The organism is Microbacterium trichothecenolyticum (genome assembly GCF_041938625.1).
GTDB classification, from domain to species: Bacteria; Actinomycetota; Actinomycetes; order Actinomycetales; family Microbacteriaceae; genus Microbacterium; species Microbacterium trichothecenolyticum_D.
This window is the reverse complement of the sequence record NZ_CP169427.1, coordinates 4,434,545-4,459,534: the sequence shown is the minus strand read 5'-3', so window position 1 is coordinate 4,459,534 and position 24,990 is coordinate 4,434,545. Positions and strand designations below refer to the sequence as shown.

Below are 24,990 nucleotides of genomic sequence, written 5' to 3'. Positions count from 1 at the left end.
GAGCCTAACCCGAGTGATGTTGCGAGGCGAGGGAGAGGAAGCCGAGAGATCACCGAGAGGCGGTGTTCAACATGCCGATCAGAACCGCCGTCCACCAGGCACTCTGCGACACGACCGCGCTCCAGACACACCAGAGCCGCAACGTCGCGGGGAGCGCCGAGAACCGGACTCTGCCTGGCAGCCGGTCGAGTTGGTCGGTCAGCCTCGTCATCGCGACGCCGTTCATCGCTGCAACGAGCACCGCGATCATCTTGATCGCGGTGAGCGGCTGCGAGAGGTCCGGCTGGAGGAATGCACCGGTCGCGAACAGGCCCGCGATGCCCAGCCACGCGAGGGCGGTTACCGGGGGCTCGGTGCGCCGGAGGTCGTCAAGAGACGTTCGGCGCAGCATCCAGAGCAGTCCGCTCATCTCCAGCAGCACGGCCGCCCCGAGTCCCACGATCACGGAGGCCAGATGGCCGAACAGCGCCGGCGCGTGCAGCCACTCGTTCGGGACGACCGACGTGCCGATCCAGATCGACAGCAGCCACGCGATCAGCACCCACCAATACGCGACGGCGCGGCGGTGACGCGCGGCGCGCAGGCGCTCGGCGCGTTGGCGCTGGATCAGCGGGGTCGTCACGGTGCCTCTCGGGTTCGGCGAGGTGAGGCACGCGTGCGCGACGACCCCCCGTCCGCATGCTGCCCGAAAGCGAGGGTATCCGATGCGAGGGCGGTTGCGACCGGCGGATCGATCCGCCGCGGTCAGCGGGCGATGTCCTTGGGCCGCAGCTTCACGGGGATCAGCAGCAGGAGCCCGACCAGCAGCACGATCACGATTCCGAGGATGCCGTAGTGGGTCGCGCCGAACCAGCCGATGAACAGCGCCCACAGGAGCGGCGACAGGAAGCTCATCACGCGGCCCGTCGTCGCGTAGAGGCCGAACACCTCGCCCTGCATGCCGGTCGGGGTGACGCGCGCGAGCAGTGACCGGCTCGACGCCTGGGCCGGTCCGACGGCGGCCGACAGGATGATGCCGCCCACCCAGAACACCGGCTTGCCGCCCTCGCGCAAGAAGAAGACGAACAGCGCGCTGACGATGAGGATCGTGAGGGCCGTGATGATGACCGCCCGGGCGCCGAAGCGGTCGTCGAGGCGGCCGGCGATGATCGTCGAGACGCCCGCGACGAGGTTCAGGGCGATGCCGAAGGCGATGACCTCGGTCGCGCTGAACCCGAACGACACCGCGGCGAGCACACCGCCGAACGCGAACACACCCGCGAGGCCATCGCGGTAGACGGCGCTCGCGATGAGGAACCAGAACGTCGGCCGGTGCTCGCGGAAGAGCGCGACGATGTCGTGCACCAGCACGACGTAGCCCTCGAAGAAGCCGACCTTCCGGCGCCCCGGGTCTGCCGGCGACTCGGGAACGAGGAAGACGAACGGCAGCGCGAAGAGCACGGTCCACACCGCCGCGCCGACCGCGATGAGGCGATAGGCCAGGCCGTCGGACACGTCGAGGCCGAACCAGCCGACGGTGTTGAGCACGACGACGAGTGCGAGCGCGAGGATGCCGCCGATGTAGCCCAGGCCCCAGCCGAGACCGCTGACGCGGCCGATCGTCTTCGGGGTCGAGACCTGCACGAGCATCGCGTTGTAGTTGACGCCCGCGATCTCGGACGAGACGGATCCGAGGGCGACGAGGATCGCGCCGAGCCAGAAGAACTGCGGCTCGGAGTAGACGAAGAAGAGAGCGAACTGCAGGAGCGCGAGCACCGCGGTCGCGCCGACCACCCAGCGCTTCTTGGTGCCGGCGGCGTCGGCGCGCTGGCCCAGCACGGGCGCGAGCAGGAGGATCAGGATGCCGGCGGCGAAGGTGACCCAGCCGTACCACTCCGACAGATCGGCGAGAGCGCCGCAGTACGCGGTGCCCGCGTCCGCCGCGGTCGAGCACACCATGTCGCCGTTCTCGTTCTGCGCCGCGATGTCGGCCGGCAGGAAGGCGTCGGAGACGAGGTACAGCGACACGAAGACGAAGGTCAGGATGACCGAGTTGAACGGCTGCGTCGCCCAGTCCCACAGTGCCCACGCGAACACGCGCCGCCGTGGCACCGGGGTGTCGTCGAGGCCGTCGGTGTGGAGGGCCGCCGTCGACAGCGGGTGCTCGGTGGAGGCGCCGGGCCCCGCCGGGGGAGCGGGCGTCGACGGCGTGCCGGACTCGTCGGAGCCGGGGGCGGGTGAGCTCATGTCGGTCACACTAGGACCCTTCGGTGAACTGGTGCGGAATCAACGTAGCGCTCCCAAGCGCCGCGATGGTTTGCTTCGTTCATGACAGGGGAAACCTCGCCCGAGACGAAGTTCAACAGTCGCCTGGCCATCCTCCTCGCCATGGCGATGTTCGTGCTCGTGGTCGACACGTCGATCATGAACGTCTCGATCTCGGCGGTGGTGAAGGAGCTCGGCACGACCGCCAGCGGCGTGCAGGGCGCGATCGCCCTCGAAGCCCTGGTCTCGGCGGCATTCATCCTCATCGGCGGCAAGACCGGCGACCTCATCGGGCGCAAGCTGGCGTACATCCTCGGTCTTCTCGGCTACGCGGTCGGCGCGGTCGCGATGACGCTCGCCACGAGCCTGACCGCCGTCATCATCTTCTGGGCGGTCATCGGCGGGATCGGGGCATCCCTGCTCCTCCCGTCGATGCAGTCCCTCATCCACGGCAACTTCGCCGGCTCGCACCAGAAACGCGTGTACGCGCTGGTGGGCGCATCGGCCGCGATCGCGGCCGCGGTCGGCCCGCTGCTCGGTGGCTTCATCACCACCTTCTGGTCGTACCGCGTCGCCTTCGGTCTCGAGGCGCTGATCATCCTCGTGGTGCTGCTCGGCGCCGGCCTCGTGAAGGACGTGAAGTACACCGGCGACCGCTCGATCGACCTCGTCGGCGCGGCGCTCTCGGTGATCGGCATGGGCGGCGTCGTGCTCGGCATCCTGGTGTGGCAGGAGGGCGGCGGCTATGTCGGCATCATCATCGGCCTCGGCGTGGTCGCGCTCGGCGGCCTGGCGTGGTGGCTCAACTCGCGCAAGAAGAAGGGCAAGCCGGTCCTCCTCGATCCGGCGCTCTTCTCCTCGAAGCCGTTCCGCACCGGCGTGAGCGGGCAGCTTCTGCAGCAGATCGCGCTCGGCGGCACGATGATCGTGCTTCCGCTCTATCTGCAGATGGTGCTGGAGTACAACGCACTGCAGGCGGGCCTGTCGATCGCGCCGCTGTCGCTCAGCATGTTCGCCGTCGCGATCTGGGCCGGCCGCCGGGCCAAGGGACGCCCCGCGAACCTCATCCTGGTCGGCTTCTCGCTCGCCGCCGTCGGCCTCATCGCCATCGTGCCGCTCGTGCCGATCGCCGACACCGGGTGGTGGCTCACGATCCCGCTCATCATCGCGGGCTGCGGCCTCGGCCTCCTCGTGTCGCAGCTCAACAACTACACGCTGTCGCCGATCTCCGACGAGCGGGTCAGCGAGGCCGCGGGCGTCAACTCCGCCGCCGGCTCGTTCGGCCTGTCGTTCGGCCTCGCGTTCGCGGGCGCCATCATGCTCGCCACCCTCGCGGCGTCGTTCACGTCGCTGGCGTACTCGAGCACGGTGCTGACGAGCGAGCAGCAGGAGCAGGTGGCCACGGTGCTGGAGGAGGACGCCGAGCTCATGTCGAACACGGGTCTCGAGCAGCTCCTCGCGGACGAGCCGCCGGAGGCGTCGGCCGAAGTGATCCGCATCAACACCGAGGCCCGCCACATCGCGCTCCAGGTCGCACTGCTCATCCCGATCCTCGCGGCCGTGCTGGGCGTGCTCAACGGGTTCCGCATGCGGCGCCTGCCCGACCCGAAGCCGAACCAGGCGGTGGAAGGGATGCTGGGCGGCTGAACACCCGCCGCTGAAGAGCGCTGCCCGAGTGTGGAACCGCCCGGGGCCGCGGCATCGGGCGCGCGAGATTCCTCACCCACGACCTCGCGCGCGGTGCCATCATGAGGGCATGTCCGTGCATGTGGAACGTGCAGAGCTGGCGGGGATCGGCGTGCGGCACGACCTCGAGACGAGCGCCGGTCGCCGACTCTCGGTGATCACCTTCCGGGACGGCGGTCGCGAGCTCGCGGTCGCCGACGCGCGGGATCCCGACCGTGCCGCACAGACGCTCGCGCTGACCGACGAGGAGGCCACCGCCCTGTCGGAGGTGCTCGGCGGTTCCGTGATCCTCACCCAGCTGGCCGGGTTGCGGGAGCAGATCGACGGCCTGTCGACGGCCAACATCACCCTGCGCGCCGACAGCCCGTTCGCGGGGCGTCCCCTCGGCGACACGAGGGCACGGACCCTGACGCGGTGCTCGATCGTGGCGATCGTCCGCGGGGGCGCCGTGATGCCCGCACCCGGTCCCCTGGACCCCCTGATCGTGGGCGACACGATCGTGGCCGTGGGCACCCCCGAGGGCCTCGAGCATCTCGCGCGGATCATCGACGGGGCATGACATGGACGACGGGGCGCTCGTCCTCATCGAGATCGGCGCGCTCCTCCTCGGGATCTCCCTGCTCGGCCGGCTCGCGGGGCGGCTCGGGATCTCATCGATCCCGCTGATCCTCCTGGCCGGACTCGCCTTCGGGGAGGGCGGACTTCTGCCGTTCAGCTCGGGGGAGGAGTTCATCGAGGTCGGTGCCGAGATCGGCGTGATCCTCCTGCTGCTGATGCTCGGGCTCGAGTACACGGCGGACGAGCTCTTCGGCAACCTCCGTCGCTCTCGTCGTGCCGGCGCGCTCGACGCTCTCCTGGGGGCGATCCCCGGGGCTCTGGTCGCGCTCATGCTCGGCTGGGGACCGGTGGCCGCGCTCGCGATGGCCGGGATCACGTGGATCTCGTCGTCGGGCGTGATCGCGAGGATGCTGCACGATCTGGGGCGTCTGGCCAACCGTGAGACGCCCGTCGTGCTGTCGATCCTCGTCATCGAGGATCTGGCGATGGCGTTCTACCTGCCGGTCCTCATGGCGGTCCTCATCGGTCTCGACGCCGGCGCGGCCGTCGTGACCGTCGTCGTCTCCCTCGCGGCGGTCATGCTGATCCTCTACATCGCGCTGCGGCACGGCCAGCTCGTCTCGCGCCTCGTGTGGTCGCGCAACGCCGAAGTGCTCCTGCTGTCCGTGCTCGGGCTCACGCTCATCGTGGCGGGACTCGCCGCGCAGGCGAACGTGTCGGCCGCAGTCGGCGCGTTCCTCGTGGGCATCGCGATCTCCGGACCCGTTGCGGCGCACGCGCATCGGCTGCTGGCGCCGCTGCGCGACCTCTTCGCTTCGGTGTTCTTCCTGTTCTTCGGCCTGTCGACGGATCCGGCCGACATCGTCCGATTCCTCCTCCCGGCCACGGCACTCGCGATCGTGACGATGGCGACGAAGGTCCTCACCGGATACCTGGCGGCTCGCGCCGCGGGGATCGCAGAGGCCGGCCGATGGCGTGCGGGCTTCGCGCTCACCCCCCGCGGGGAGTTCTCGATCGTGATCGCCGGGCTCGCTGTCGGCGCCGGGGTCGACAGGTCGCTCGCCGTCTTCGCCACCGCCTATGTGCTGATCACGATGATCGCCGGCCCTCTCCTGGCACGGCTGCCCGATACGCGGTGGTTCGAGGCGTGGGCGGGGCAGGTGCAGGCCGGCCGTCGCCGACGAGGGGTGAGTGCGGCCTGATGCCGCAGCATCCGTGTGGCGACTGTTCTAGGGTGACCGCATGACCGACGAAGAGCACCCGGACGGCTCCCGTTCCCTCTCTCGCAGGCAGCAGCGACGACTCGACGGGTCCCGCGGTCAGCAGGACGCCTTCGTCCGGTACTTCAAGGAGCGCGTGTACGCGACGTTCACGGGACTCGCCATCGTGCTGGTGGTGTCGGCCGGCGAGCACGCCGAGCCGGATCACGCGTTCTTCGCCCTCGTCCTCGGTGTGATCGGAATCACCGCGGCGGGGTTCGTGTCGGACGTGGTGTCGCATCTGGCGGTGCATCAGGAGTTCCCGAGCCGGGCGGAATTCGCGGTGCTGCTCCGCGTCGCCGGCGGAGCGCTCTCCACGATGGTGGTCCCCGGCATCCTCCTGCTGCTCGCGTGGTTCGATCTGATGGAGCTCGCGACGTCGCTGCGGATCTCGAGCATCGTCTACATCGCGACGCTCGGCGTGATCGGGTGGGTGGCGGTGCGGCGGGCGCGCCTGAGCTGGGGGCAGAAGCTCCTGGCTCTCGGCATCCTTCTCGCCCTCGGTGTGCTGGTGATCGCGCTGCAGACGCTCGCGCACTCGATCTAGGCGATGTCGGCGTCTGCGTGCGGCGGGTCCTGAGGCGGCTGGAAAGTTGAGTCGCTAGTTATCAACTTTGATTTGACGGATGCTGCACCCCGGGCGTATGGTTGAGCCATCGCGACTCAACCTCATGGTGGGTTGCGAGAAGACTTCCCTGTAACCCCGGGTGGCAGCATCCGTCTGCGCCTATATGAAGGAGAGATACACATGGCACGTGCTGTTGGAATCGACCTCGGTACGACCAACTCGGTCGTGAGCGTCCTCGAGGGCGGCGAGCCCAAGGTCATCGCGAACGCCGAGGGCTTCCGCACGACCCCGTCGGTCGTCGCGTTCACCAAGGATGGCGAGGTGCTCGTCGGCGAGACCGCGAAGCGCCAGGCCGTCACCAACGTCGACCGCACCGTCTCGTCGGTCAAGCGCCACATGGGCACCGACTGGACGTTCGACGTCGACGGCAAGAAGTGGACGCCGCAGGAGATCTCCGCGCGCATCCTCCAGAAGCTGAAGCGCGACGCCGAGCAGTACCTGGGCGACACGGTGACGGATGCCGTCATCACGGTCCCGGCGTACTTCAACGACGCCGAGCGCCAGGCCACCAAGGAGGCGGGCGAGATCGCGGGCCTCAACGTCCTGCGCATCATCAACGAGCCCACCGCCGCGGCTCTCGCGTACGGCCTCGACAAGGGCAAGGAGGACGAGCTCATCCTCGTCTTCGACCTCGGTGGCGGTACCTTCGACGTCTCGCTCCTCGAGGTGGGCAAGGACGACGACTTCTCGACCATCCAGGTGCGCGCCACCGCCGGTGACAACCGCCTCGGCGGCGACGACTGGGACCAGCGCCTCGTCGACTACTTCATCAAGCAGTTCAAGGACACCACCGGTGTCGACGTCTCGAGCGACAAGATCGCGCTGCAGCGCCTCAAGGAGGCCGCGGAGCAGGCGAAGAAGGAGCTCTCGAGCTCGACCAGCACCTCGGTGAACCTGCCGTACCTGTCGCTGACCGACTCGGGCCCCGTGTCGCTCAGCGAGACGATCACCCGCGCGAAATTCGAGGACCTCACCAAGGACCTCCTCGACCGCACGAAGAAGCCGTTCGAGGACGTCATCCGCGAGGCCGGCATCAAGGTCGGCGACATCGACCACGTCGTCCTCGTCGGCGGCTCGACCCGCATGCCCGCGGTCTCGGAGCTGGTCAAGAAGGAGACCGGCGGCCAGGAGCCCAACAAGGGCGTGAACCCGGACGAGGTCGTCGCCGTCGGCGCCGCCCTCCAGGCCGGTGTCCTCAAGGGCGAGCGCAAGGACGTCCTCCTCATCGACGTGACCCCCCTGAGCCTCGGCATCGAGACCAAGGGCGGGATCATGACGAAGCTCATCGAGCGCAACACCGCGATCCCGACGAAGCGCTCGGAGACCTTCACGACCGCCGACGACAACCAGCCGTCGGTCGCGATCCAGGTCTTCCAGGGCGAGCGCGAGTTCACGCGCGACAACAAGCCGCTCGGCACGTTCGAGCTGACCGGCATCGCGCCGGCTCCGCGTGGCATCCCGCAGATCGAGGTCACCTTCGACATCGACGCGAACGGCATCGTGCACGTGTCCGCGAAGGACAAGGGCACCGGCAAGGAGCAGTCGATGACGATCACCGGCGGCTCGTCGCTGCCGAAGGACGACATCGAGCGCATGGTGCGCGAGGCCGAGGAGCACGCCGCGGAGGACAAGAAGCGGCGCGAGGCGGCGGAGGTCCGCAACCAGGCCGAGACGCTCTCGTACTCCATCGAGAAGCTCATCAAGGAGAACGAAGACAAGCTCCCCGAGGACGTCAAGACCGAGGTCCAGGCCGACGTCGACGCGCTCAAGACCGCTCTCGCGGGCGAGGACGACGACGCGGTGAAGACCGCGTTCGACAAGCTCAACCAGAGCCAGGGCAAGCTCGGCGAGGCGATCTATGCGTCGAGCCAGGCTTCGCAGGCGGCTCCGGATGCTGCGGCCGGCGCTTCCGGTGACGGCCAGGCCTCGACGGAGTCCGATGAGGACGTCGTCGACGCCGAGGTCGTCGACGAAGAGGACGAGAAGAAGTAACCATGGCGAACAAGGACCACAACCCCGAACCGGTCGAAGAACCGGGCGACGGCGAAGAGGTCCGGCCTGAGGGCGAGGGGTCGGAGGCGAACGCCTCCGGCCCCGCGCCGCAGGACGGGCAGGACGACGAGCTCACGGTCGACGACATCCTCGGCGCCGCGCAGAACGCCGACGCCGCGGCTGAGGACGCCGTGCTCGCCGACCTCGAGTCGCAGCTGCTGAACGACCTCAAGCGTCTGCAGGCGGAGTACGCCAACTACCGCCGCCGCACCGAGGAGCAGCGCGAGGTCGAGATCGAGCGGGCCCAGGGCGCGGTCGCGAAGGGCATCCTGCCGGTGCTCGACGACCTCGACCGCGCCGAGAAGCACGGCGACCTCGAAGAGGGGTCGGCGTTCGCCGCGATCGCCGACAAGCTCCGCGGCGTCGCCGAGCGCATCGGACTCACCACGTACGGCGCGGCCGGCGAGGCGTTCGACCCGCAGCAGCACGAGGCGATCTTCCAGGTGCCGACGCCGGGCGCGACCGAGCAGACGATCGTCGAGGTCGTCGAGGTCGGCTACCGCCTCGGCTCGGTGGAGCTGCGTCCGGCGAAGGTCGTCGTCGCGGTTCCCGCCGAATAGCCCGAAGGAGGCTCCATGGCCAGTCAGGACTGGTTCGACAAGGACTTCTACTCGGTGCTGGGCGTCTCGAAGGACGTCAGCGAGGCTGACCTCAAGAAGACGTACCGCAAGCTCGCGCGGAAGTACCACCCCGACTCCAACCAGGGTGACGCGGCCGCGGAGGCGAAGTTCAAGGAGGTCAGCGAGGCGTACTCGGTGCTCTCCGATGCGGAGCAGCGCAAGGAGTACGACCAGATCCGCGCGATGGGCTCGGGTGCGCGCTTCACGGCGGGCGGTCAGGGCGGCGCCGGCGGCTTCGAGGACGTCTTCTCGATGTTCAACCAGGGCCGCGGCGCCCGCTACCAGAGCGCCGAGGACTTCGACGACATCTTCGCGATGTTCAACCAGCAGCAGGGCGGCAGTGGCTTCGGCTCCGGGCGGTTCGGGCAGCCGAGCGGCGGTTATCGCGGCTTCGGCGGCCCGACCCGCGGTGCCGACGTCACGGCGCGCACGACGATCGACTTCCTCACCGCGACCAAGGGCGAGACCATCACGCTGCAGGGCGAGGACGGCAAGCCGTTCAAGGTGAAGATCCCCGCGGGCGTCGCCGACGGGCAGAAGATCCGGCTGCGCGGCCGCGGGCGTCACTCGCCCGACGGCGGCGAGAACGGCGACATCGTGGTGCAGGTGACCGTGCGTCCGCACCCCGTGTTCACGCGCGATGGACTCAACCTGCGCGTCACCGTGCCCGTGACGTTCACCGAGGCCGCGCTCGGCGCGACCATCGAGGTGCCCACCCTCGGCGGCGATCCGGTGCGGCTGCGCGTCGCCCCGGGCACTCCGTCCGGCCGCGTGCTGCGCGTGAAAGGACGCGGCGTCGAGACCGCGAAGGGCACCGGCGATCTCCTCGCCGAGGTTCAGGTGGCCGTGCCGTCGCACCTCGACGAGGCCGCGCGCGAAGCGCTCGAGCGCTTCCAGAGCCTCGAGTCGAAGGAGAACCCCCGCGCCGACCTCATGGCCAAGGCACAGGGCTGACCCATGTATACGGTCGTCGAGCGAGCGAGGAACGAGCGAGTCGAAACGCCTCGGACGGACGTGCGACGTCGGTGCGGGACGTTTCGACTCGCAGGCTCGCTCAACGACCGGGATCTGTGAGGTGACGAAATGACCGAGGACGACATCGACGAGGATGCCCCGATCTTCGCGATCGCCGTCGCCGCCGAGCTGTCGGGCATGCACCCGCAGACGCTCCGTCAGTACGACCGGCTCGGGCTGGTCGTGCCCGCCCGCACGCAGGGCGGGTCGCGGCGCTACTCGCTGCGTCACGTCGAGCAGCTCCGCGAGGTGGCCCGCATGTCGTCGGACGGCATCGGCCTCCCCGCGATCGTGCGCATCATCGAGCTCGAGAACCGCGTGCAGGAGCTCCACGGCCGCGTGCGCGACCTCGAGGAGCGCATGCGCGCCGAGCTCGAGAAGCGGCCGGGCGCACGCGTCTTCGCAGCCGGCTCCACCGGCTCGGTCGTGACGCTCCGGCACGGCACGCGCGTGCGGCGTGCGACCGAGGTGGTGGTGTGGCGCCCTCGCACGCCGATCGAGCTTCGGGACGAAACTGCCGGGCAGACTCCGGACGCGTGATTCACGGAAGAGGGAGGGGACGGATGCTGCGTCCCCTCCCTCTTCGCGAGCGATCGCGGTCGTGCGTCAGACGCGTCGCGCGCGTCGCATGGCGAGCAGCAGGCCCACCGCGATCAGGCCGACGGCGCCGAGCGGGACCAACGGCGAGAGCCCACCGCCGCCCGTCGCAGGCAGCGGGCGCGTGGTCAGGGTGTTGGTCAAAGTGAGCTCCGCGGTCTGCGGGGTGCGGACCTCTGACATCGGCAGCGTGACCTTGTCGTTCTCGTCGGGCACAAGGGTTTCTCCGTCGACCGTCCAGACCGGGGTACCCCAGTCCGCCCCGGGGACCGACGGCAGGTCTGCCTCGCGCGCCTCGATGATCGTCCCGACCGGGAAGTAGGGCGACGTGATCGTGACGTTCGGCTCGAGCTCGATGCGGGGCTGAGCGACCCCGTCGAGCCACCAGTCGGCCGGGAACGTCGTGCCCACCGGGACCGACGATGCGCCGTTCCCTGCGACGACCTTCGTGACGGCCCAGCGGGTCATTGCGACCACCGAGTTCGTCACCTCGAGCACCGGCGGCGTCGCGCTGAGCTCGATCTCGACGGAGTTCCCGGGGCTCCACGTGGTCTCACCCCACTCGTATCCGTCGGGGAGCGCAGACGGGCCGGAGTCCTCCTCGAGGACGTTGACGACCGTGCCGATCGGGAACGAGATCGGGTTGCCCTGGCTGTCGACCGGGCCTGCGGGCGTCCCATCGGCCGGCAGCTCGAACCGGCCCACGAGCACGTCACGGCTGGGCAGATGCGCCACGTAGTCGATCGTGAACGAGTCGACGAGGAGGTCGTCCGGCTCGATGCCGTCCATGTTCTTCTGGACGAGGAAAGTGCCCTCGATCAGCGATGCGTCGTTGGTGAGCGTCGCGTGCACGACCGCCTGGTCGTCCGCGCCGATCGTGAGCTGTTCGAGGTCGAACGCGGCGCCGAGCCAGGAGAGGTGCGGAATCGTCGGTGCAGCCTGCTCCTCGTAGGTCACGACGGTGCCGTAGGGGAACAGCAGCGGTTCACCCGCTTCGTCGACCGGGCCGACGGGCTCGCCGTTGCCGGGGACCCGCAGCACGCCCTGCTGGATCACGTCCTCAGGTTCCGTCGTCGGGAAGTAGGCCGTCCAGACCACGGTGAACTCCAGCCCCGGAGGCACCTGGTCGGGCGGGATGCCGTCGAACTCCTTCGAGACGGTGAACGTGCCCTCCTTCAACGCATTCGTCACCTCGATCTCGATGTCGGCGTCGGAGTCGGCGGGCAGCGGGATCTCGACGATGTCGCCGAATCCGTCGGGCTCGTAACGCGTCGTCTCCTCACCGATCGTGACGTCGATGACAGGCGGCACCCAGTCGTCGAGGTCCGCCACGGGGTCGCCGTCGAGCGTCGGCGGCAGTTCGGCCAGCTCGAGTGTCTCGGTCCCCGTCTCGAGGTCGTCGATCAGCTGCGGCTCGCCGACCGGAAGGGGGAGGGTCGCGCGCTCAGGGGAGGGGTTCGTGTTGTATGTGACCGCATAGCCGAACCGTGGGTCCGCAGCAGCGCCTTCGGCGTGCTTCACGATCGTGATCGTGCGCCCGTCATCGGTCGGCGTGACGACGTTCGTGAGTTCGACGGCGACGGTGGTGCCGGCATCGGTGATCACGAAGGTCCGGCCGGGGCTCCAGCCGATTCCGCTCCAGTCGTAGCCCGGCGGTGGATCGATTCCGCCGAGGTTCTCGGTGAGGATGATGCGCGTGCCGACCGGGAACTGCTGCCCGACATCGACGACCGTCCCGTCGAACGGCACGTCCATCGTGCCGGTGCCGATCTGCTCGCCGCCGTACCGCGCGATCCACGTCACGGGCACCGTCCCCTCGAGGACCGGAGGCTCGCCCGAGGGGTCGTCGATCGACTTCGACACGCTGAAGGTGCCGGTGAGCTCGGTCGCCGTGTTGGTCACGACCACCTGAGCGGTACCGGTCCCGATGGTGAGCGGGTTCGGTTCGATCTCGGCCGCGCCCCACTCCCAGCCGGGGATGGTCTCCGGGGCGATCTCGTCGAACGTGACCTCGGTGCCCTCCGGGAACCGCTCGCCTGCGGGCACCGGCGTCCCGTCGGCGGGCACCTCGAGCGAGCCGCCGCTCACGTTCCCGTCCGGGTCGACGGCGCGGAAGTTGACGGTGAACGTCGACCCGGCGGGCAGATCGCCGGGTTCGATCCCGCCTGCCAATTCCTTGCGCACCTCGAACGTGCCGCTCGCGTCGTCGCACGAGATCTCGCCCGAGAACAGGAAGGAGTGGACCTCGCCGCCCTTGATGGTCACGTTCTGGCCGATCACCTGACCGTCCAGCGGTGCCGCGTCGACGGTTACCGAGGCGTCGGGGGCGTAGATCGAGCCGTCGATCCGTGCCTGTCCGGCTCTCACCAGCACGTCGCCGGTGAGCTGCGAGAGGTCCCACACCATGTACGGCGAGTGCACGCCCTGGGGGTCCGCTCGTGCGCCGATCACCTCGGTCGTCCCCTCGGGCACGCGGATGACCAGCGGGTTCGACACGCCGGGCGTCGGTCCGGGCGAGAACTGGATGAGCGACGCGCCCGCGATCGCCGCGTAGTCCACCACGTTCGGCTGGTCGGGGCTCAGTTCCTCGAGCACGACGCGGTCGCCGGCGTCCTCCGCCACTCCGACGGGGTAGCCGACGCCCGCGGTGGGATCCGCGATGTCATCGAAGCAGCTCGACGCCTCCTCCCACGATGCGTCGCGGTTCGCCTCGACGTAGTCGGCGACCGCGGTGTCGGAGGTGTTCGCCGTGTAGATGCTGCCGTTGCCGACCGCGCCGGCCGGGGGCGCAGCATCCGCCGGATACTGCTGGTGGGTCGCGTCGATCAGCGGCGTCTGGTCGACGTTGGAGGGATTCTGGTTCAGGCGCAGCCAGTCGGCGCGCGTGAACGCCTGCCAGCCGCCGTCGCGCTGGACCATCTTGAGGTCGCCCCACAACGCGGGATCGGTCGTGCCGGCGCTCGTGATGGCGAGGATGCCGGTGCTCGCGGTGCTGTACCGGTTGACGAGGAAGCGCGTGGGGTCGCCGTCGACCGTGGGCAGATCGTAGTTCCCGGTGCCGGCCGACACGTGGATGATCGTGTACTGGCTGGCCTGCGGAGCGACCGTTGCGATGCCGCCCACCGCGATGCTGCCCTCGGTCTCCTGGTTCTGCAGCAGCGCGTTGTTCCGCGCGTAGACGGTGAAGCCGCCCGCGATCGCGAAGGGGTTGACCGACTCGGGATACGCCGCGGCCGCCGGGGGCGGGTCGATCGCGCCCACCGCCACCGCGCCCGTGGCGGCGAGCAGTGTCGCGGTGAGGCCGGCGACCAGGCGGCGCAAACGCGGGCGGTCGAATCGTGGCATGCGCGAGACCCCTCTCCGGGCGCGCGAGGGAGACGCAGCCCGGTGATTCGTACCCTATCGGTCCTGATCAGCCGAACAATCAACGGCTCGACCTGCGTCGGGATCGGGCGCATCATGGAGGGCATGGCCACCCTCGACGACGTCCGCGTCATCGCGCTCGGGTTCCCCGGCGTGGTCGAGCGCGTCGACGGGCACCGTGGCGGCGCGAGCTGGCGGACGCCCGCCGGGGTGTTCGTCTGGCAGCGTGGGCCGAGCAGCCGAGATCTCGAGCAGCTCTCGGCCCTGGGGCGCGAATGGCCGCCCGGCGAGGTCGTGGGCGTGCGCACCGACGGCGCACAGGTCAAGGAGGCCCTGCTCGAGACCTACCCCGACGCGTTCTTCACGATCCCGCACTTCGACGGGTACCCCGCGGTGCTGGTCCGCCTCGACGGCATCGATCTCGACCAGCTTCGCGAGGTCATCACCGACGCGTGGCTGCTCAAGGTCACCAAGCTCGTCGCGAACGAGTGGCTCTCCGCGCACCCACCTGCTGGCGGATCGGCCCGCGCCGACGGATGACGGATGCCGCGGGCCGCGGCATCCGTCATCGCTCACGCTGGCGCGGTCTCGACGTTGCGGTGCTTCCGGAAGAGCTCCCAGTCGGCGCGCGACAGGTCGGCGTACTTGTATGCCCACTCGAGGATCGCCTCTCCCGCGACCTTGCCGCCGCCGACGTAGCCCGCAACGGCGGCGGACAGCGGGGACTGCCCATGTGCGCGCGCGAGCGTCGCTGCGCAGGCGTCGGCGTACCAGAGGAAGGCGGAGTCGTCGAGCTCGTCCATGTCGAACCCGCCCTTCTTGTCGCGGAACTGGCGCACGTAGAAGTCGCGCTGCGCGCCGTACGTCGTGCGGCGCACGAAACCCAGGAACGGATCGGAGACCGACTGCAGGATGCGCTGCATGCCCACGACACGACCGCCGTCGCCATACTGGTCGATGAATCGCGTCACGACCTCCGGCTGCTCGGCCTTGCCGTACTCGATCAGCACGCTCTTGCCCGCCTCCTTGCCCTGGAGCAGCAGCACGCCGTCGTCACCGTCCTGCATCGAGATCACGAAGCATCGCGTCCCGACGCTGCCCACCCCGACGACACGCAGGGCGATGTCCGACATGCGGTACTTCTGCAGCAGTGCGCGGATGTCGATGTTCGCCGACTGGATGTACTGGTCGAAGACTCCGAGGACGCGCTCCTCCGACTGGGCGTCGATGTGGGTCATGGTCGGCGGCGCCTCGAGGAAGACCACGCGGCCCTCCGCATCGACCTGCGTCATCTTCTTCGCCGCACGCGCTCCGGTCCGCTTCTCGGCCTCCTTGATCGCGGAGTCGATGGCGGCGCGGGTGTCGTCGTCCACGGCTCGCTCTGCGGCCATGGCGTCGAAACGGTCGTAGTAGCGCTTCAAGGGGCTGCGCTTGGCGCCCGTGCCGACCGCGCGCGCGTACACGCGCACCGCATCGAGCGACGCTTCGCGCACCACTGAGTCGGCGCGTCCTGTCGACTGCCCGGCGATGACGATGCTGGTCACCAGCCGCTTCACGTCCCACTCCCATGGCGCCCACGCGGACTCGTCGAAGTCATTGAGATCGAACACGAGGGTCCGCTGCGGCGAGGCATACAGCCCGAAGTTCGACACGTGCGCGTCACCGCACGACCCGACGCTGACGTCGCTCGACGGCGAGCGGGACAGGTCGGCGGCCATCAGGGCGGCCGTGCCGCGATAGAACGCGAATGCGCTCGCGGCCATGCGCTCGGTGCGCAGCGGCACGAGTTCGGGGACGCGGTCCTCATCCTGTGCGTCGAGGATCCCCATCGGATCGCGGTCGTTCGTCGGCAGCTCGGCGAGCGACTCGCGCGGGTTGCGTTCGCGGGCGGCGCGGCCTTCGGCGATGTGGTCGGCGTAGGACGGCAGCGGGGCCCACGTGCGGCCGATGGGCGAGGCGTCGATCGTAGACATGCGCCCAGTGTGGCACTGCCCGCTTGCGATGCGGAAGATCGCTACTCTGGCGTCGTGAACCGCGCCGCGCAGCCCGCCTCGCCCCCTGCGATCTCGCCGAGCCTGCGCGTTCTGCTCGTGCTCGCCGCGACCGTGGTGGTGCTCGCCGGGGTGTACTTCGCGCGGAGCCTGATCGGCCCGCTCGCTCTCGCCATCGTCCTCGTCGTGATCTGCGAACCGGTCCGCCGCCCTCTGGAGCGGCGCGGCTGGCCGCGCTGGACCGGTACGACCGCGGTCATCCTGCTGGCCTACCTCGTCCTCGCCGTCATGGGCGTCCTGCTGTGGGTCGCCGGCGTGCAGTTCGCGGGCCTCGTGTCGGACTACCTCGACCAGCTGCGCGGCAGCCTCGACGACTTCCTCGCGTGGCTTCAGTCCGTCGGGCTGGATCAGCAGGCGACGGATGCTGCGGCCTCGGTCCTCGATCCCCAGGCGCTGCTGGGGCTCGTGGGGAGCATCGGCGGCACGGTGATCGGGGTGGTCACCGCTCTGTTCTTCGTCGTCTCGTACATCATCTTCACGGCGGCCGACGCGGCACGATATCGCGACGCGGAGCGGGTCTTCGGCGCCGGCCGTCGCCCCGTCCTCGCCCGGATCGGACGCCTCAACACGGGGGTTCGTCGCTACTACGTGGTGAATGCGTCGTTCGGCGCGATCGTCGCGATCATCGACGGCTTGGCGCTCTGGGCCCTCGGTGTGCCCGCGCCCATCGTGTGGGCGGTCCTCGCGTTCGTGACGAACTTCGTCCCGAACATCGGGTTCGTGCTGGGGCTCATTCCGCCGGCGGTGCTCGCCTTCGTCGTCGGCGGCTGGCCGCTGTTCCTCGCGGTCATCGCGATCTACTGCGTCGTGAATGTCGTGCTGCAGGTGCTCGTGCAGCCGAAGTTCGTGAGCGACGCGGTCGACCTCAGCCTCACGCTGAGCTTCTTCTCGGTCGTGTTCTGGACCTTCGTGATCGGCCCGCTGGGTGCGATCCTCTCGATCCCGCTGACATTGTTCGTCCGGACGCTGGTGCTCGAGGGCGATCCTGGCTCACTGTGGCTCCGATGGCTGTCGGGAGATCGCACGGCCACCCCCGCGTCCGCCGCCCGAGTATCCCTTTCCGACTCCTGATCCACCCTTCGCCCCTACCACCCGAGTCCTCCCGGAGCCCCCGATGACCCAGACCTCGCTCGACCGACCCACCCCAGGGCAGCCCGCCTCACCCCGCGGCGCCGCGGGCATGTTCGACGCTTCGAGCGAGCGCTCGCTGGAGTCGCTGGCCCTCGGCGTCGGCGCGATCTCCTTCGTCCTCGTCGCCCTGGTGTCGCTGGTCGTGTTCCAGTTCCAGGCGGCGCCCATCTCGGGTCCGGGATCGGTCGGCCAGTTCGCGGCGATCGCCTCGGGCGTCGTGGCGTTCCTCGCTGTGGTCGCGGGCCGCATCGTCGTGCACCGCCACGAAGGCGGCCGCCGCCTTCACCTGCTGGACTACATCGACGTCGCGGCCCTCGCCTTCGCGCACGGCGTGATCGCGCTGCTCGGCTGGACGCTGCTCGCCGTGATCCTCGAGCAGGCCTTCATCGGTGCGACGGTCTTCGCCCTCCCGGTGCTCCTCCTCGCGGGCGCCACCGCGGCGATGAGCGGCTACCTCGCGTTCTACTCGGCGACCCACATGGATCTGCAGCTGCTCGCGGTGGTGCTCGCCGTGTTCCTGGTGTTCGGCGTCCTCGCGAGCATGCTCACGGCGAGCGACCCGAACTGGTGGAAGGACAACCTGAGCGCCCTCGGCATGTCGTCGAACGTGTCGGCCTTCGCGTTCAACATCACGATCATCGTCGCGGGCTTCCTCGTGACGACGCTCGCCCGGTACTCGACGCGCGGAATCCCGACGGCGAACCCGAAGGGCATCGGCCGCGTCCGCGTGACCCTCATCGTGCTGGGCGTGTTCCTCGGAATGGTCGGACTGTTCCCGGTCGACAGGTTCTTCGCGCTGCACACGGGCGTCGCGTCGGGCATGGTCGCCGCGTTCGGGGTGCTCGTGATCGCGCTTCCGAAGTGGATCACCGGCATCCCGCGGGCCTTCGTCGCGCTCGGATGGCTCTTCCTCGCGGTCACGCTGCTGCTCGCCGTGTTCTTCTTCATCGGCTACTACACGCTGACCGCGGTCGAGCTGGTGGCCGGCATCCTCGTATTCACCTGGATCGTGCTGTTCATCCGCAACGCGGCGGCGCTGCAGCAGGACGAACAGCGGATCCCGTCAGCGGGCTGAGGCCGGCTGGTCCCACGGCAGGCGGGCGCCTGGCCGCTCGCGCGCGAGGTCGTCGGGTGTGATCAGCATCTCGCGCGCCTTCGTGACGATGAGCCACGCCGGCAGCACGATGATGCAGAGCATCGGGAGCACCGTGATGTCGTCGACGAGCGCAACGGCGACGAAGAGGGCGACCCAGCCGTCGCGGGCGATCGCCAGCACAACGCCGAGGATTCCGCACGCGACGGCGAGCGAGAGGGGCAGCGCGGGCAGCAGCGCCCCCCCGAGCAGGCCCGCGGCCACCCCGAGGAACACCGCCGGGAAGATGCGGCCGCCGCGGAACCCCGACGATGCCGCCACGACGAGCGCGGCCATCTTGACGAGCAGGATCACGGTGAGCTGCCCGGGAGGGTAGGCGCTGGGGTCGGCGAGCAGTTGGGCGCTCTGATCGAGACCCTTGAAGAGCGTGATCGGCCCGCCGATCGCTCCGAGCACACCCAGCACCATCCCACCGAGCGTGATGAATATCAGCGGATGCCGCAGCGCGTGGAAGGCGCGATGCACGAGCGGGAACAGATAGATGCCGACGAGTCCGAATGCGGCCGCCCCGCACGCGATGATGGCGCCGAGCAGGAGGTCGAACGGCTGCGGTCCGCCGTAGGGGTCGAACGGCGCCTGCGCGCCGAAGCTGTCGCCGAGCAGGTAGGTCGTGACCGATCCCGCACCGGCGGCGACGAGGGGGAGGAACAGCTTGTCCCACAGCGACCCGCCCATCTTGAACTCGCCGACCATGCCCGTGAAGACGAGCGCGGCGGCGACCGGCGTGCCGAACAGGGCGCCGATGGTCGCCGAGATCGCCAGCGCCCCGATCAGCGCGGGCGGCACCGCTTTCGAGATCCGGGCGACGATCGCGACCGCGAGCGTCACGTTGATCGCGATGATCGGGTTCTCGGGACCGAGGCTCACGCCCCCGGCGAGGCTGAGGATGACCACGACCGCGAGACCCGGCAGCACCGACATCTTGAGTGGCGAGGCCGCGAGCTCGGTCGTCGCGGAGTCCGGGCCGGCATGGCCCGGCACGAGCCACACCACGAGCCCGACCGCGATGCCGGTGAAGGTGAGGACGGCGAAGATCCACCACGGCGAGTCCGACGCGATGCCCAGCGACTTCGGCAGGTTCGTCCACAGCACACCGTCGAGCTGGGCTGCGACCTGGTTGAGCAGCCACAACGATAGCGCCGACACCACGCCGATGATGATCGCGGGGATCGACAGCAGCACCAGCCGGCGGACGGTGAGCTGGGGACCAGGGGGCGTGGCCGGTGCGGGCGAGGCGGCGGAGGGGCCGGGCATGGCCACACGATAGCGGCCTCACGGCGTCTGCCGCGAGGAACGCGCGTCACGATCGCGCGCGGCGGGGCGCGTCCCGCCAGGCGCGGGGGCGCGGATGCGCCATGATTCGGCTGTGGACGAGCTCACCTGGCACAAGCGCACCTCGGCGTCGCTGATCGTCGCGAGCTTCGCCTACCTGGTGGCCTATTCGTGGCGGGTGATCGCGGACCTCCAGGGGCCGGGCCGTGTGGTGGCCACGACGGTCATCCTCGTCACGTGGGCGATGTTCATCGCCGACTACCTGGTGCGTCTCATGCTGGCCGATGACAGGCGGCTGTGGTTCCGCAAGCATCTGGCGGCGCTGACGTTCGCGCTCATCCCGGTGCTGCGGCTCGTGCGGCTCCTCCGCGTGCTGACCTACGTGCCCGGAATGAAGACGACGGCGGGCGGCGCGCTGCGCACGAAGATCCTGGTCTACGGCGTGGGCGCGTCCGTCATCCTCATCTACCTGGCCTCGCTCGCGGTGCTGGAGGCGGAGCGTCCCGCGCCGGGCGCCAACATCACGACGTTCGACATCGCGATCTGGTGGGCGTGCGTGACCGTCACCACGACCGGATACGGCGACTACACGCCGATCACCGCCGGCGGCCGATGGGTCGGAGTCGGCCTCATGCTGGGCGGCGTGGCGCTGGCCGGCGTGATCACGGCGGCGCTCGCGTCCTGGGTGCTCGAGCGCGCCGGCCGCGACCATGACGACGAGGAGCCCGCCACGCGCGCGCAGGTGCGGTCGCTGATCGAGAAGATCGACGCACTCGCCCTGCCGGCCGGCGCCCCGGATGCCGCGCCCGGCGCCGCGCGCACGCACGAGCGGCCCCGGGGCCCCGGGGCTCCCGGCCACGTCGAGCGCGCCATCGACGCGCCGGCGCCCGACGAGCCCGACGGGCCCCGCTCGGAGTGGCACCCCGGCCTCGGCGACGGCGGCGACGACCGCCCGGGCGGCTGAGCAGCGGGCTTCGGATCGGGCGGCGGAACGCAGCATCCGTCCCACGCGAAGAAGGCCGCGTACCCCGGAGGGGACGCGGCCTTCTCGACGGGATGCGTCAGGAGAGAAGCTTGGCCTTCGCGGCCGCGAACTCCTCGTCCGACAGGATGCCCTGAGCGTGCAGCTGCGCGAGCTGCGTGATCTTGGCCATCAGGTCGTCCTCAGCGGGAGCAGCCGCCGGCGCGGGCGCTTGCGCAGCCTGAGCGGCCTGGGCGTTGGCGACGGCCTGCGCCGCCGCCTGGTCCATGGCCGCCTGCTGCGCCTGGGCCTCGTAGGCCTGCTGCTGCGACTGGTCGTAGTACTTCTGCTGCTGGTGGCGCGCGACGCTGCCCGAGACGGCCGTCGCCGTGCCGGCGACGACAGCGGTGCGGGCGGCCATGCCGATCAGGCCGGGACGGCCCATTCTTCCGAGTGGCATGTGTCTTTCCTCCTTCAGTCCGCGTTCTCGGCGAGGAACGCGTTGACGATCGGTGCCGGAATGCCCTCGCGAGCGATCACGGCGCCGCCGGCGTCGTACAGCGCCGCGGCGAACGACTTGGCCCACAGCAGCTCGACCACGAGGATCGCGGCCGACGAGCCCGGCTCGAGGTTCTCGGCGAGGTACAGGATGTCTTCCTGGCCCGCGAGGCCCGCGAGGTCGAGCGCCGGGGCGCCGTCGTCGATCGTGTCGGAGAGCTCGAGCACCTCGATCTCGCCCTCGGGCGAGCGGCGGGCGAACACGAGGTCGAGCACGTTGACGGTGCCCGCGGCGACGAGGTCGTCGATCGCCTGGAGCACCGCCGGACCCGGGCGGTCGCCCTCGAAGCCGATCGCGTAGAACTCGATCGGGCCGTAGTCGAAGGTCGTCATGTCTTCTCCTGTTCCGGTGCCGGCTTAGGCTGCCAGCGCCTTGGCCTTGAGGGCGTCGAACTCGGCCTGCGAGATCGCGCCCGAGTCGAGCAGCGACTTGGCCTTCGCGATGTCGTCAGCCGCGCTGGATCCTCCGGATCCGGCTGTCTGGCGGATGTAGGCGTCCTGCGCGGCGCGCAGCTCCTGCGCCTGCGCGATCGAGCGCTTCTGCATGCCACTGCCGCGGGCGATCAGGTAGACCAGCGCCGTCAGGAACGGCACGAAGATGAGGAAGAGGATCCAGACAGCCTTCCACCAGCCGTTCAGCTCGTGGTCGCGGAACAGGTCGCCGATGATCGAGAAGATCACCATCAGATACGCGACGAAAACGAAGATCCAGAAGAACCAGAGAAGCAGTTCCCCAAAGTTGCCCATACGAGGTAGCCAATCGTCGGGACGGACCGCGGCCCGCCGCTGTGAAGTTGAGGCCCGCAGTCTCTGCGCGTGCCGTGGTCGTGACACTACCCCCAAACACGCCGTCTGCACATGACGCGATCTGTACGATTTCGGGACGGGTTGGCGGCATCATGTTCCTCATGACGGATGAACCCGAGAGCTCCGACGCCGGCGTGAACGCCGTGGTCGTCGAGCAGCATCCCCGCCGCTTCGCCAAGGTGCTGGCCGGGCTCGACCATCCGCTGGCGACGGGGTTCCTCGTCACGATCGGCGTGCTCGCCGCGATCGTGCTCGGGACGGCCATCGGGTCGATCTCGACGATCCTCGTGTACATCATCCTGGGCATGTTCCTCGCGATCGGCCTCGACCCGATCGTGCGGATGCTCGAGCGCCACAAGGTCAAGCGCGGCGCCGGCATCGCGATCGTCTTCGGCGGTTTCGCCCTCATCGCGGTGGCGTTCTTCGTCTTCGTGCTGCCGCCGGTCGTCGCCCAGATCGTGCAGCTCGTGCAGGCGATCCCCGAGCTCGTCGAGAACATCCCGCAGTCCGACTGGTTCGCGCGGCTCACTCCTGACGCGCAGGTCGCGGTGCTCGGAGCCCTCGAGCAGATCGCCGCGTGGATCTCGGCGCCGTCGACCCTCGCGGCGCTCGGCGGCGGCGTGCTGGCGGTCGGCGTCGGGTTCGTCGCGGCGATCTCGGCGAGCTTCGTCGTCATCGCGCTGACGCTGTACTTCCTCGCGTCGCTCACCGCCGCGAAGCGCGCCTTCTACGACCTCGCGCCGGCGCACAGCCGTGTGCGCCTCGCGGACCTCACCGAGCGCATCACCGACTCCGTGGGCAGCGCCCTGATCGGCTCGGTCATCCTCTCGTCGATCAACGCGGGCGTCGTCTTCGTCCTGCACCTCGTGATCGGACTGCCGTTCCCTGCGCTCATGGCGGTCATCGCGTTCGTCGTGACGCTCATCCCGCTGTTCGGCTCGGTCATCTTCTGGATCTTCGCATCGATCATCGCCCTGTTCACGAGCCCCGAGCAGGCGCTGATCTTCTTCATCGCGTATCTCGTCTACATCCAGATCGAGTCGTACGTCGTGAGCCCGCGCGTCATGAACAAGGCGATCGAGATCCCCGCGGCGCTCGTGCTCATCGGCGCGCTCGCCGGTGGCGCGCTCGCCGGCATCGTCGGCGTGCTGGTCGCCCTGCCGGTGATGGCGTCGATCCTGCTGATCATCCGCGAGGTCGTGGTGCCGAGGCAGAACCTCAAGGTCTAGCGGCTTGCCCGTGAGTGCTGCACTTTCCTGCAACCGCTGCGTCGGACGCCGGCGCGGTTACCTGAGAGTGCAGCACTCGGTGCGCACGGTCGAGGGACGGATGCTGCGGGCCGCAGCATCCGTCGACCAGAACGTCAGTTCAGCGCAGACGTGAGGCGCATGAGTCCGTCGAGGAACGTGGCCTTGGCGGGCTCGCGCTTCCACTCCTCGAGGGTGAGCTCGCGGCCGGCGTCGCGGTAGGCCTGCTCGACCTCGCGCATGCCCGTGACGAACGACTCGCCGCGCACCATGAGCGAGACCTCGCTGTTGAGGCTGAACGAGCGGATGTCCATGTTGCTCGAGCCGATCACGGCGATGTCGTCGTCGATCGAGAAGTGCTTCGAGTGCAGGATGAACGGCGCGGGGTACAGGAAGATCCGCACGCCCGCCTCGAGCAGCACCTGGTAGTACGACCGCTGCGCGTGCCAGACCATGAACTGATCGCCGACCTCGGAGACGAACAGCTGCACCTCGAGGCCGCGCTGGCAGGCGCTCGTGATGGCGTAGACCATCGCCTCGTCGGGCACGAAGTACGGGCTCGTGAGGATGACCTTCTCGGTCGCGCCGTAGATGAGCGACAGGAACAGCCGCAGGTTGTTCTCGGTGTCATAGCCCGGACCCGACGGCACGACCTGGCATTGCAGCGCGTCGGGCGCGGTCGACACCTCGAGCTGCGGCGGCGGCACGTGGGCCGTCGCCGACAGGTCCTCGCCGGTCTCGATGAGCCAGTCCGACAGGAAGACGGTATTGACGGATGCGACGACCGGCCCGGTCAGTCGCGTCATGAGCTCCTGCCACTTGAGGCCGCGCTTGATGTTCTTCGGCGAGTCGTAGTGCCGGGCGATGAGGTTCTGCGACCCCATGAACGCGACGCGGCCGTCGACCACGACGATCTTGCGGTGGTTGCGCAGGTCGGGGCGCTGGTACTTGCCCTTGAACGGCTCGACGGGGAGCATCCACGCCCAGGTCACGCCGATGCGGTCGAGCTCGGCCAGCATCTTCTTGCTGTCGGCCACCTTCTTGGTCGCGACGTAGTCGGCCAGGAGGCGCACGGTGACGCCTCGTGCGACGGCCCGCTCCATCGCGGAGAAGAACCCGCGCGTGGCCTCGTCCCACCCGACGATGAAGAACTCGATGTGCACGAAGTCCTTCGCGGTGTCGAGCTCGGCGGTCATCGCGTCGAGCGACTCCTGGTAGTGCGGGAGGAGCGTCGCCTGGTTGCCGTTCGAGGCGGGAAGCGCCGTCAGGTTCTGGTTCTGCTGCACCACGCGCTGGAACCACCGCGGCCACGCGGCATCCGTCTCGTCCAGAGCATTGTCGGTCACCCTGCCGCGGATGATCTCGTCGATCCGTGCCTGCTCGGCGCGTCTCTTCGCCGGAAGGCGGAAGTTGCCGATGACGAGATAGAGCACCACGCCGATGCCCGGGAGGATGACGATGAGCAGGATCCACGCCATCGCGGCGGTGGGCTTTCGCCCGCGGGGGATGACGATGAGCGCGGTGATCACGATGGCCGTGTGCACGAGCGCGGCGAGCGACCAGGTCTGGTTGGCGAAGAAACCGGAGTCCACGGGGTAAGTGTGGCATCGCCGAACGCCGCAGCGCGTCGTTCATGACGCGTGATCCTGCGGCGCGTCGCGCCCGTCCCGGGCGCGCTCGAGCCGGCGTGCGTTGTCGGATGGATGCTGCGTGCGCGGTGTGTGGCCAGCGATCGGCGCGCTCCTCGGCCGAGGTGAGCGTCAGGCGTCTGCGCCGCGCTCGGGGCGTT

23 protein-coding genes are annotated in these 24,990 nt (G+C 69.3%); 14 read left to right on the top strand and 9 right to left on the bottom strand.

Translation table 11 applies throughout. The features are described 5' to 3' along the window. Positions 1 to 49: 49 nt before the first annotated feature. Both ACEYYH_RS20580 and ACEYYH_RS20575 read right to left on the bottom strand, forming a co-directional pair. Positions 50 to 622 (bottom strand): hypothetical protein, encoded by a 573-nt coding sequence (locus tag ACEYYH_RS20580; protein WP_374976145.1) that lies wholly within the window; start codon positions 620 to 622, stop codon positions 50 to 52. 122 nt (positions 623 to 744) lie between these two features. Then, entirely contained in the window at positions 745 to 2,226 is a 1,482-nt protein-coding gene (locus ACEYYH_RS20575) for an MFS transporter (protein ID WP_374976144.1), read from the bottom strand. Between the two features lie 81 nt (positions 2,227 to 2,307). Between ACEYYH_RS20575 and ACEYYH_RS20570 the strand changes: the two genes are divergently transcribed. The 8 genes from ACEYYH_RS20570 (at position 2,308) to ACEYYH_RS20535 (ending at position 10,601) form a co-directional block, all read left to right on the top strand. Beyond that, positions 2,308 to 3,891 (top strand): MFS transporter, encoded by a 1,584-nt coding sequence (locus ACEYYH_RS20570; protein WP_374976143.1) that lies wholly within the window; start codon positions 2,308 to 2,310, stop codon positions 3,889 to 3,891. A 109-nt stretch (positions 3,892 to 4,000) separates the two neighbouring features. Then, positions 4,001 to 4,489: a cation:proton antiporter regulatory subunit gene (locus tag ACEYYH_RS20565; RefSeq protein WP_374976142.1), complete on the top strand. Its 489-nt coding sequence runs from the start codon at positions 4,001 to 4,003 to the stop codon at positions 4,487 to 4,489. A 1-nt stretch (position 4,490) separates the two neighbouring features. Continuing rightward, a complete protein-coding gene (locus ACEYYH_RS20560; RefSeq protein WP_374976141.1) occupies positions 4,491 to 5,690 on the top strand; it encodes a cation:proton antiporter in 1,200 nt (399 codons plus the stop codon). A 40-nt stretch (positions 5,691 to 5,730) separates the two neighbouring features. Further along, a complete protein-coding gene (locus ACEYYH_RS20555; protein WP_374976140.1) occupies positions 5,731 to 6,294 on the top strand; it encodes a hypothetical protein in 564 nt (187 codons plus the stop codon). A gap of 201 nt (positions 6,295 to 6,495) precedes the next feature. Then, positions 6,496 to 8,367 (top strand): molecular chaperone DnaK, encoded by a 1,872-nt coding sequence (gene dnaK / locus ACEYYH_RS20550; RefSeq protein WP_116195354.1) that lies wholly within the window; start codon positions 6,496 to 6,498, stop codon positions 8,365 to 8,367. A 2-nt stretch (positions 8,368 to 8,369) separates the two neighbouring features. Next, entirely contained in the window at positions 8,370 to 8,987 is a 618-nt protein-coding gene (locus ACEYYH_RS20545) for a nucleotide exchange factor GrpE (protein WP_116195355.1), read from the top strand. 15 nt (positions 8,988 to 9,002) lie between these two features. Beyond that, positions 9,003 to 10,001, top strand: a complete 999-nt coding sequence (locus ACEYYH_RS20540; RefSeq protein WP_374976139.1) for a DnaJ C-terminal domain-containing protein — start codon at positions 9,003 to 9,005, stop codon at positions 9,999 to 10,001. Positions 10,002 to 10,130: 129 nt separating this feature from the next. Beyond that, positions 10,131 to 10,601 (top strand): heat shock protein transcriptional repressor HspR, encoded by a 471-nt coding sequence (locus ACEYYH_RS20535; protein ID WP_374976138.1) that lies wholly within the window; start codon positions 10,131 to 10,133, stop codon positions 10,599 to 10,601. A gap of 66 nt (positions 10,602 to 10,667) precedes the next feature. On the opposite strand, the gene ACEYYH_RS20530 is transcribed toward ACEYYH_RS20535, so the two are convergent. Then, entirely contained in the window at positions 10,668 to 14,003 is a 3,336-nt protein-coding gene (locus ACEYYH_RS20530; RefSeq protein WP_374976137.1) for a DUF5979 domain-containing protein, read from the bottom strand. Between the two features lie 123 nt (positions 14,004 to 14,126). Between ACEYYH_RS20530 and ACEYYH_RS20525 the strand changes: the two genes are divergently transcribed. Next, complete coding sequence (locus ACEYYH_RS20525; RefSeq protein ID WP_374976136.1) at positions 14,127 to 14,561, top strand: MmcQ/YjbR family DNA-binding protein; 435 nt, start codon at positions 14,127 to 14,129, stop codon at positions 14,559 to 14,561. 32 nt (positions 14,562 to 14,593) lie between these two features. On the opposite strand, the gene ACEYYH_RS20520 is transcribed toward ACEYYH_RS20525, so the two are convergent. Beyond that, entirely contained in the window at positions 14,594 to 15,994 is a 1,401-nt protein-coding gene (locus tag ACEYYH_RS20520) for a DUF2252 domain-containing protein (RefSeq protein ID WP_374976135.1), read from the bottom strand. Between the two features lie 54 nt (positions 15,995 to 16,048). On the opposite strand from ACEYYH_RS20520, the gene ACEYYH_RS20515 reads away from it, so the two are divergent. Both ACEYYH_RS20515 and ACEYYH_RS20510 read left to right on the top strand, forming a co-directional pair. Then, positions 16,049 to 17,143, top strand: a complete 1,095-nt coding sequence (locus ACEYYH_RS20515) for an AI-2E family transporter (protein WP_374976134.1) — start codon at positions 16,049 to 16,051, stop codon at positions 17,141 to 17,143. Between the two features lie 43 nt (positions 17,144 to 17,186). After that, positions 17,187 to 18,278, top strand: a complete 1,092-nt coding sequence (locus ACEYYH_RS20510) for a DUF998 domain-containing protein (RefSeq protein ID WP_374976133.1) — start codon at positions 17,187 to 17,189, stop codon at positions 18,276 to 18,278. Here the strand turns inward: ACEYYH_RS20510 and ACEYYH_RS20505 are convergent. Continuing rightward, positions 18,267 to 19,610 (bottom strand): ion channel protein, encoded by a 1,344-nt coding sequence (locus ACEYYH_RS20505; RefSeq protein ID WP_374976132.1) that lies wholly within the window; start codon positions 19,608 to 19,610, stop codon positions 18,267 to 18,269. The genes ACEYYH_RS20510 and ACEYYH_RS20505 overlap by 12 nt on opposite strands. Positions 19,611 to 19,722: 112 nt before the next feature. Here ACEYYH_RS20505 and ACEYYH_RS20500 point away from each other — a divergent pair, with 112 nt between their 5' ends. Beyond that, complete coding sequence (locus ACEYYH_RS20500; RefSeq protein WP_374976131.1) at positions 19,723 to 20,592, top strand: potassium channel family protein; 870 nt, start codon at positions 19,723 to 19,725, stop codon at positions 20,590 to 20,592. A gap of 97 nt (positions 20,593 to 20,689) precedes the next feature. Here the strand turns inward: ACEYYH_RS20500 and ACEYYH_RS20495 are convergent, their stop codons facing one another. The 3 genes from ACEYYH_RS20495 to ACEYYH_RS20485 are packed head-to-tail and all read right to left on the bottom strand — an operon-like array spanning position 20,690 to position 21,894. Beyond that, complete coding sequence (locus tag ACEYYH_RS20495) at positions 20,690 to 21,049, bottom strand: SHOCT domain-containing protein (RefSeq protein WP_374976130.1); 360 nt, start codon at positions 21,047 to 21,049, stop codon at positions 20,690 to 20,692. Between the two features lie 14 nt (positions 21,050 to 21,063). Next, positions 21,064 to 21,480, bottom strand: coding sequence for a DUF6325 family protein (locus ACEYYH_RS20490; protein WP_116195365.1), 417 nt, complete (start codon positions 21,478 to 21,480; stop codon positions 21,064 to 21,066). Positions 21,481 to 21,504: 24 nt separating this feature from the next. Continuing rightward, positions 21,505 to 21,894, bottom strand: a complete 390-nt coding sequence (locus ACEYYH_RS20485; RefSeq protein WP_374976129.1) for an SHOCT domain-containing protein — start codon at positions 21,892 to 21,894, stop codon at positions 21,505 to 21,507. 161 nt (positions 21,895 to 22,055) lie between these two features. On the opposite strand from ACEYYH_RS20485, the gene ACEYYH_RS20480 reads away from it, so the two are divergent. Together ACEYYH_RS20480 and ACEYYH_RS20475 are read left to right on the top strand one after the other, a co-directional pair. After that, the gene (locus tag ACEYYH_RS20480) at positions 22,056 to 23,183 is read left to right on the top strand and encodes an AI-2E family transporter (RefSeq protein ID WP_374976128.1); all 1,128 of its coding nucleotides are present in this window, start codon (positions 22,056 to 22,058) and stop codon (positions 23,181 to 23,183) included. Positions 23,184 to 23,193: 10 nt separating this feature from the next. After that, the gene (locus tag ACEYYH_RS20475; RefSeq protein WP_374976127.1) at positions 23,194 to 23,337 is read left to right on the top strand and encodes a hypothetical protein; all 144 of its coding nucleotides are present in this window, start codon (positions 23,194 to 23,196) and stop codon (positions 23,335 to 23,337) included. On the opposite strand, the gene cls is transcribed toward ACEYYH_RS20475, so the two are convergent. Continuing rightward, the gene (cls, locus tag ACEYYH_RS20470) at positions 23,318 to 24,793 is read right to left on the bottom strand and encodes a cardiolipin synthase (RefSeq protein ID WP_374976126.1); all 1,476 of its coding nucleotides are present in this window, start codon (positions 24,791 to 24,793) and stop codon (positions 23,318 to 23,320) included. The two genes, ACEYYH_RS20475 and cls, sit on opposite strands and share 20 nt — an antisense overlap. Positions 24,794 to 24,990 lie beyond the last annotated feature (197 nt).

Bases quoted from the DNA above. Each gene is read 5' to 3' on its own strand.
- ACEYYH_RS20575 (WP_374976144.1), bottom strand. From the start codon at position 2,226: ATGAGCTCACCCGCCCCCGGCTCCGACGAGTCCGGCACGCCGTCGACG.
- ACEYYH_RS20570 (WP_374976143.1), top strand. From the start codon at position 2,308: ATGACAGGGGAAACCTCGCCCGAGACGAAGTTCAACAGTCGCCTGGCC.
- ACEYYH_RS20565 (WP_374976142.1), top strand. From the start codon at position 4,001: ATGTCCGTGCATGTGGAACGTGCAGAGCTGGCGGGGATCGGCGTGCGG.
- ACEYYH_RS20560 (WP_374976141.1), top strand. From the start codon at position 4,491: ATGGACGACGGGGCGCTCGTCCTCATCGAGATCGGCGCGCTCCTCCTC.
- ACEYYH_RS20555 (WP_374976140.1), top strand. From the start codon at position 5,731: ATGACCGACGAAGAGCACCCGGACGGCTCCCGTTCCCTCTCTCGCAGG.
- dnaK (WP_116195354.1), top strand. From the start codon at position 6,496: ATGGCACGTGCTGTTGGAATCGACCTCGGTACGACCAACTCGGTCGTG.
- ACEYYH_RS20545 (WP_116195355.1), top strand. From the start codon at position 8,370: ATGGCGAACAAGGACCACAACCCCGAACCGGTCGAAGAACCGGGCGAC.
- ACEYYH_RS20540 (WP_374976139.1), top strand. From the start codon at position 9,003: ATGGCCAGTCAGGACTGGTTCGACAAGGACTTCTACTCGGTGCTGGGC.
- ACEYYH_RS20535 (WP_374976138.1), top strand. From the start codon at position 10,131: ATGACCGAGGACGACATCGACGAGGATGCCCCGATCTTCGCGATCGCC.
- ACEYYH_RS20530 (WP_374976137.1), bottom strand. From the start codon at position 14,003: ATGCCACGATTCGACCGCCCGCGTTTGCGCCGCCTGGTCGCCGGCCTC.
- ACEYYH_RS20525 (WP_374976136.1), top strand. From the start codon at position 14,127: ATGGCCACCCTCGACGACGTCCGCGTCATCGCGCTCGGGTTCCCCGGC.
- ACEYYH_RS20520 (WP_374976135.1), bottom strand. From the start codon at position 15,994: ATGTCTACGATCGACGCCTCGCCCATCGGCCGCACGTGGGCCCCGCTG.
- ACEYYH_RS20510 (WP_374976133.1), top strand. From the start codon at position 17,187: ATGACCCAGACCTCGCTCGACCGACCCACCCCAGGGCAGCCCGCCTCA.
- ACEYYH_RS20505 (WP_374976132.1), bottom strand. From the start codon at position 19,610: ATGCCCGGCCCCTCCGCCGCCTCGCCCGCACCGGCCACGCCCCCTGGT.
- ACEYYH_RS20495 (WP_374976130.1), bottom strand. From the start codon at position 21,049: ATGCCACTCGGAAGAATGGGCCGTCCCGGCCTGATCGGCATGGCCGCC.
- ACEYYH_RS20490 (WP_116195365.1), bottom strand. From the start codon at position 21,480: ATGACGACCTTCGACTACGGCCCGATCGAGTTCTACGCGATCGGCTTC.
- ACEYYH_RS20485 (WP_374976129.1), bottom strand. From the start codon at position 21,894: ATGGGCAACTTTGGGGAACTGCTTCTCTGGTTCTTCTGGATCTTCGTT.
- ACEYYH_RS20480 (WP_374976128.1), top strand. From the start codon at position 22,056: ATGACGGATGAACCCGAGAGCTCCGACGCCGGCGTGAACGCCGTGGTC.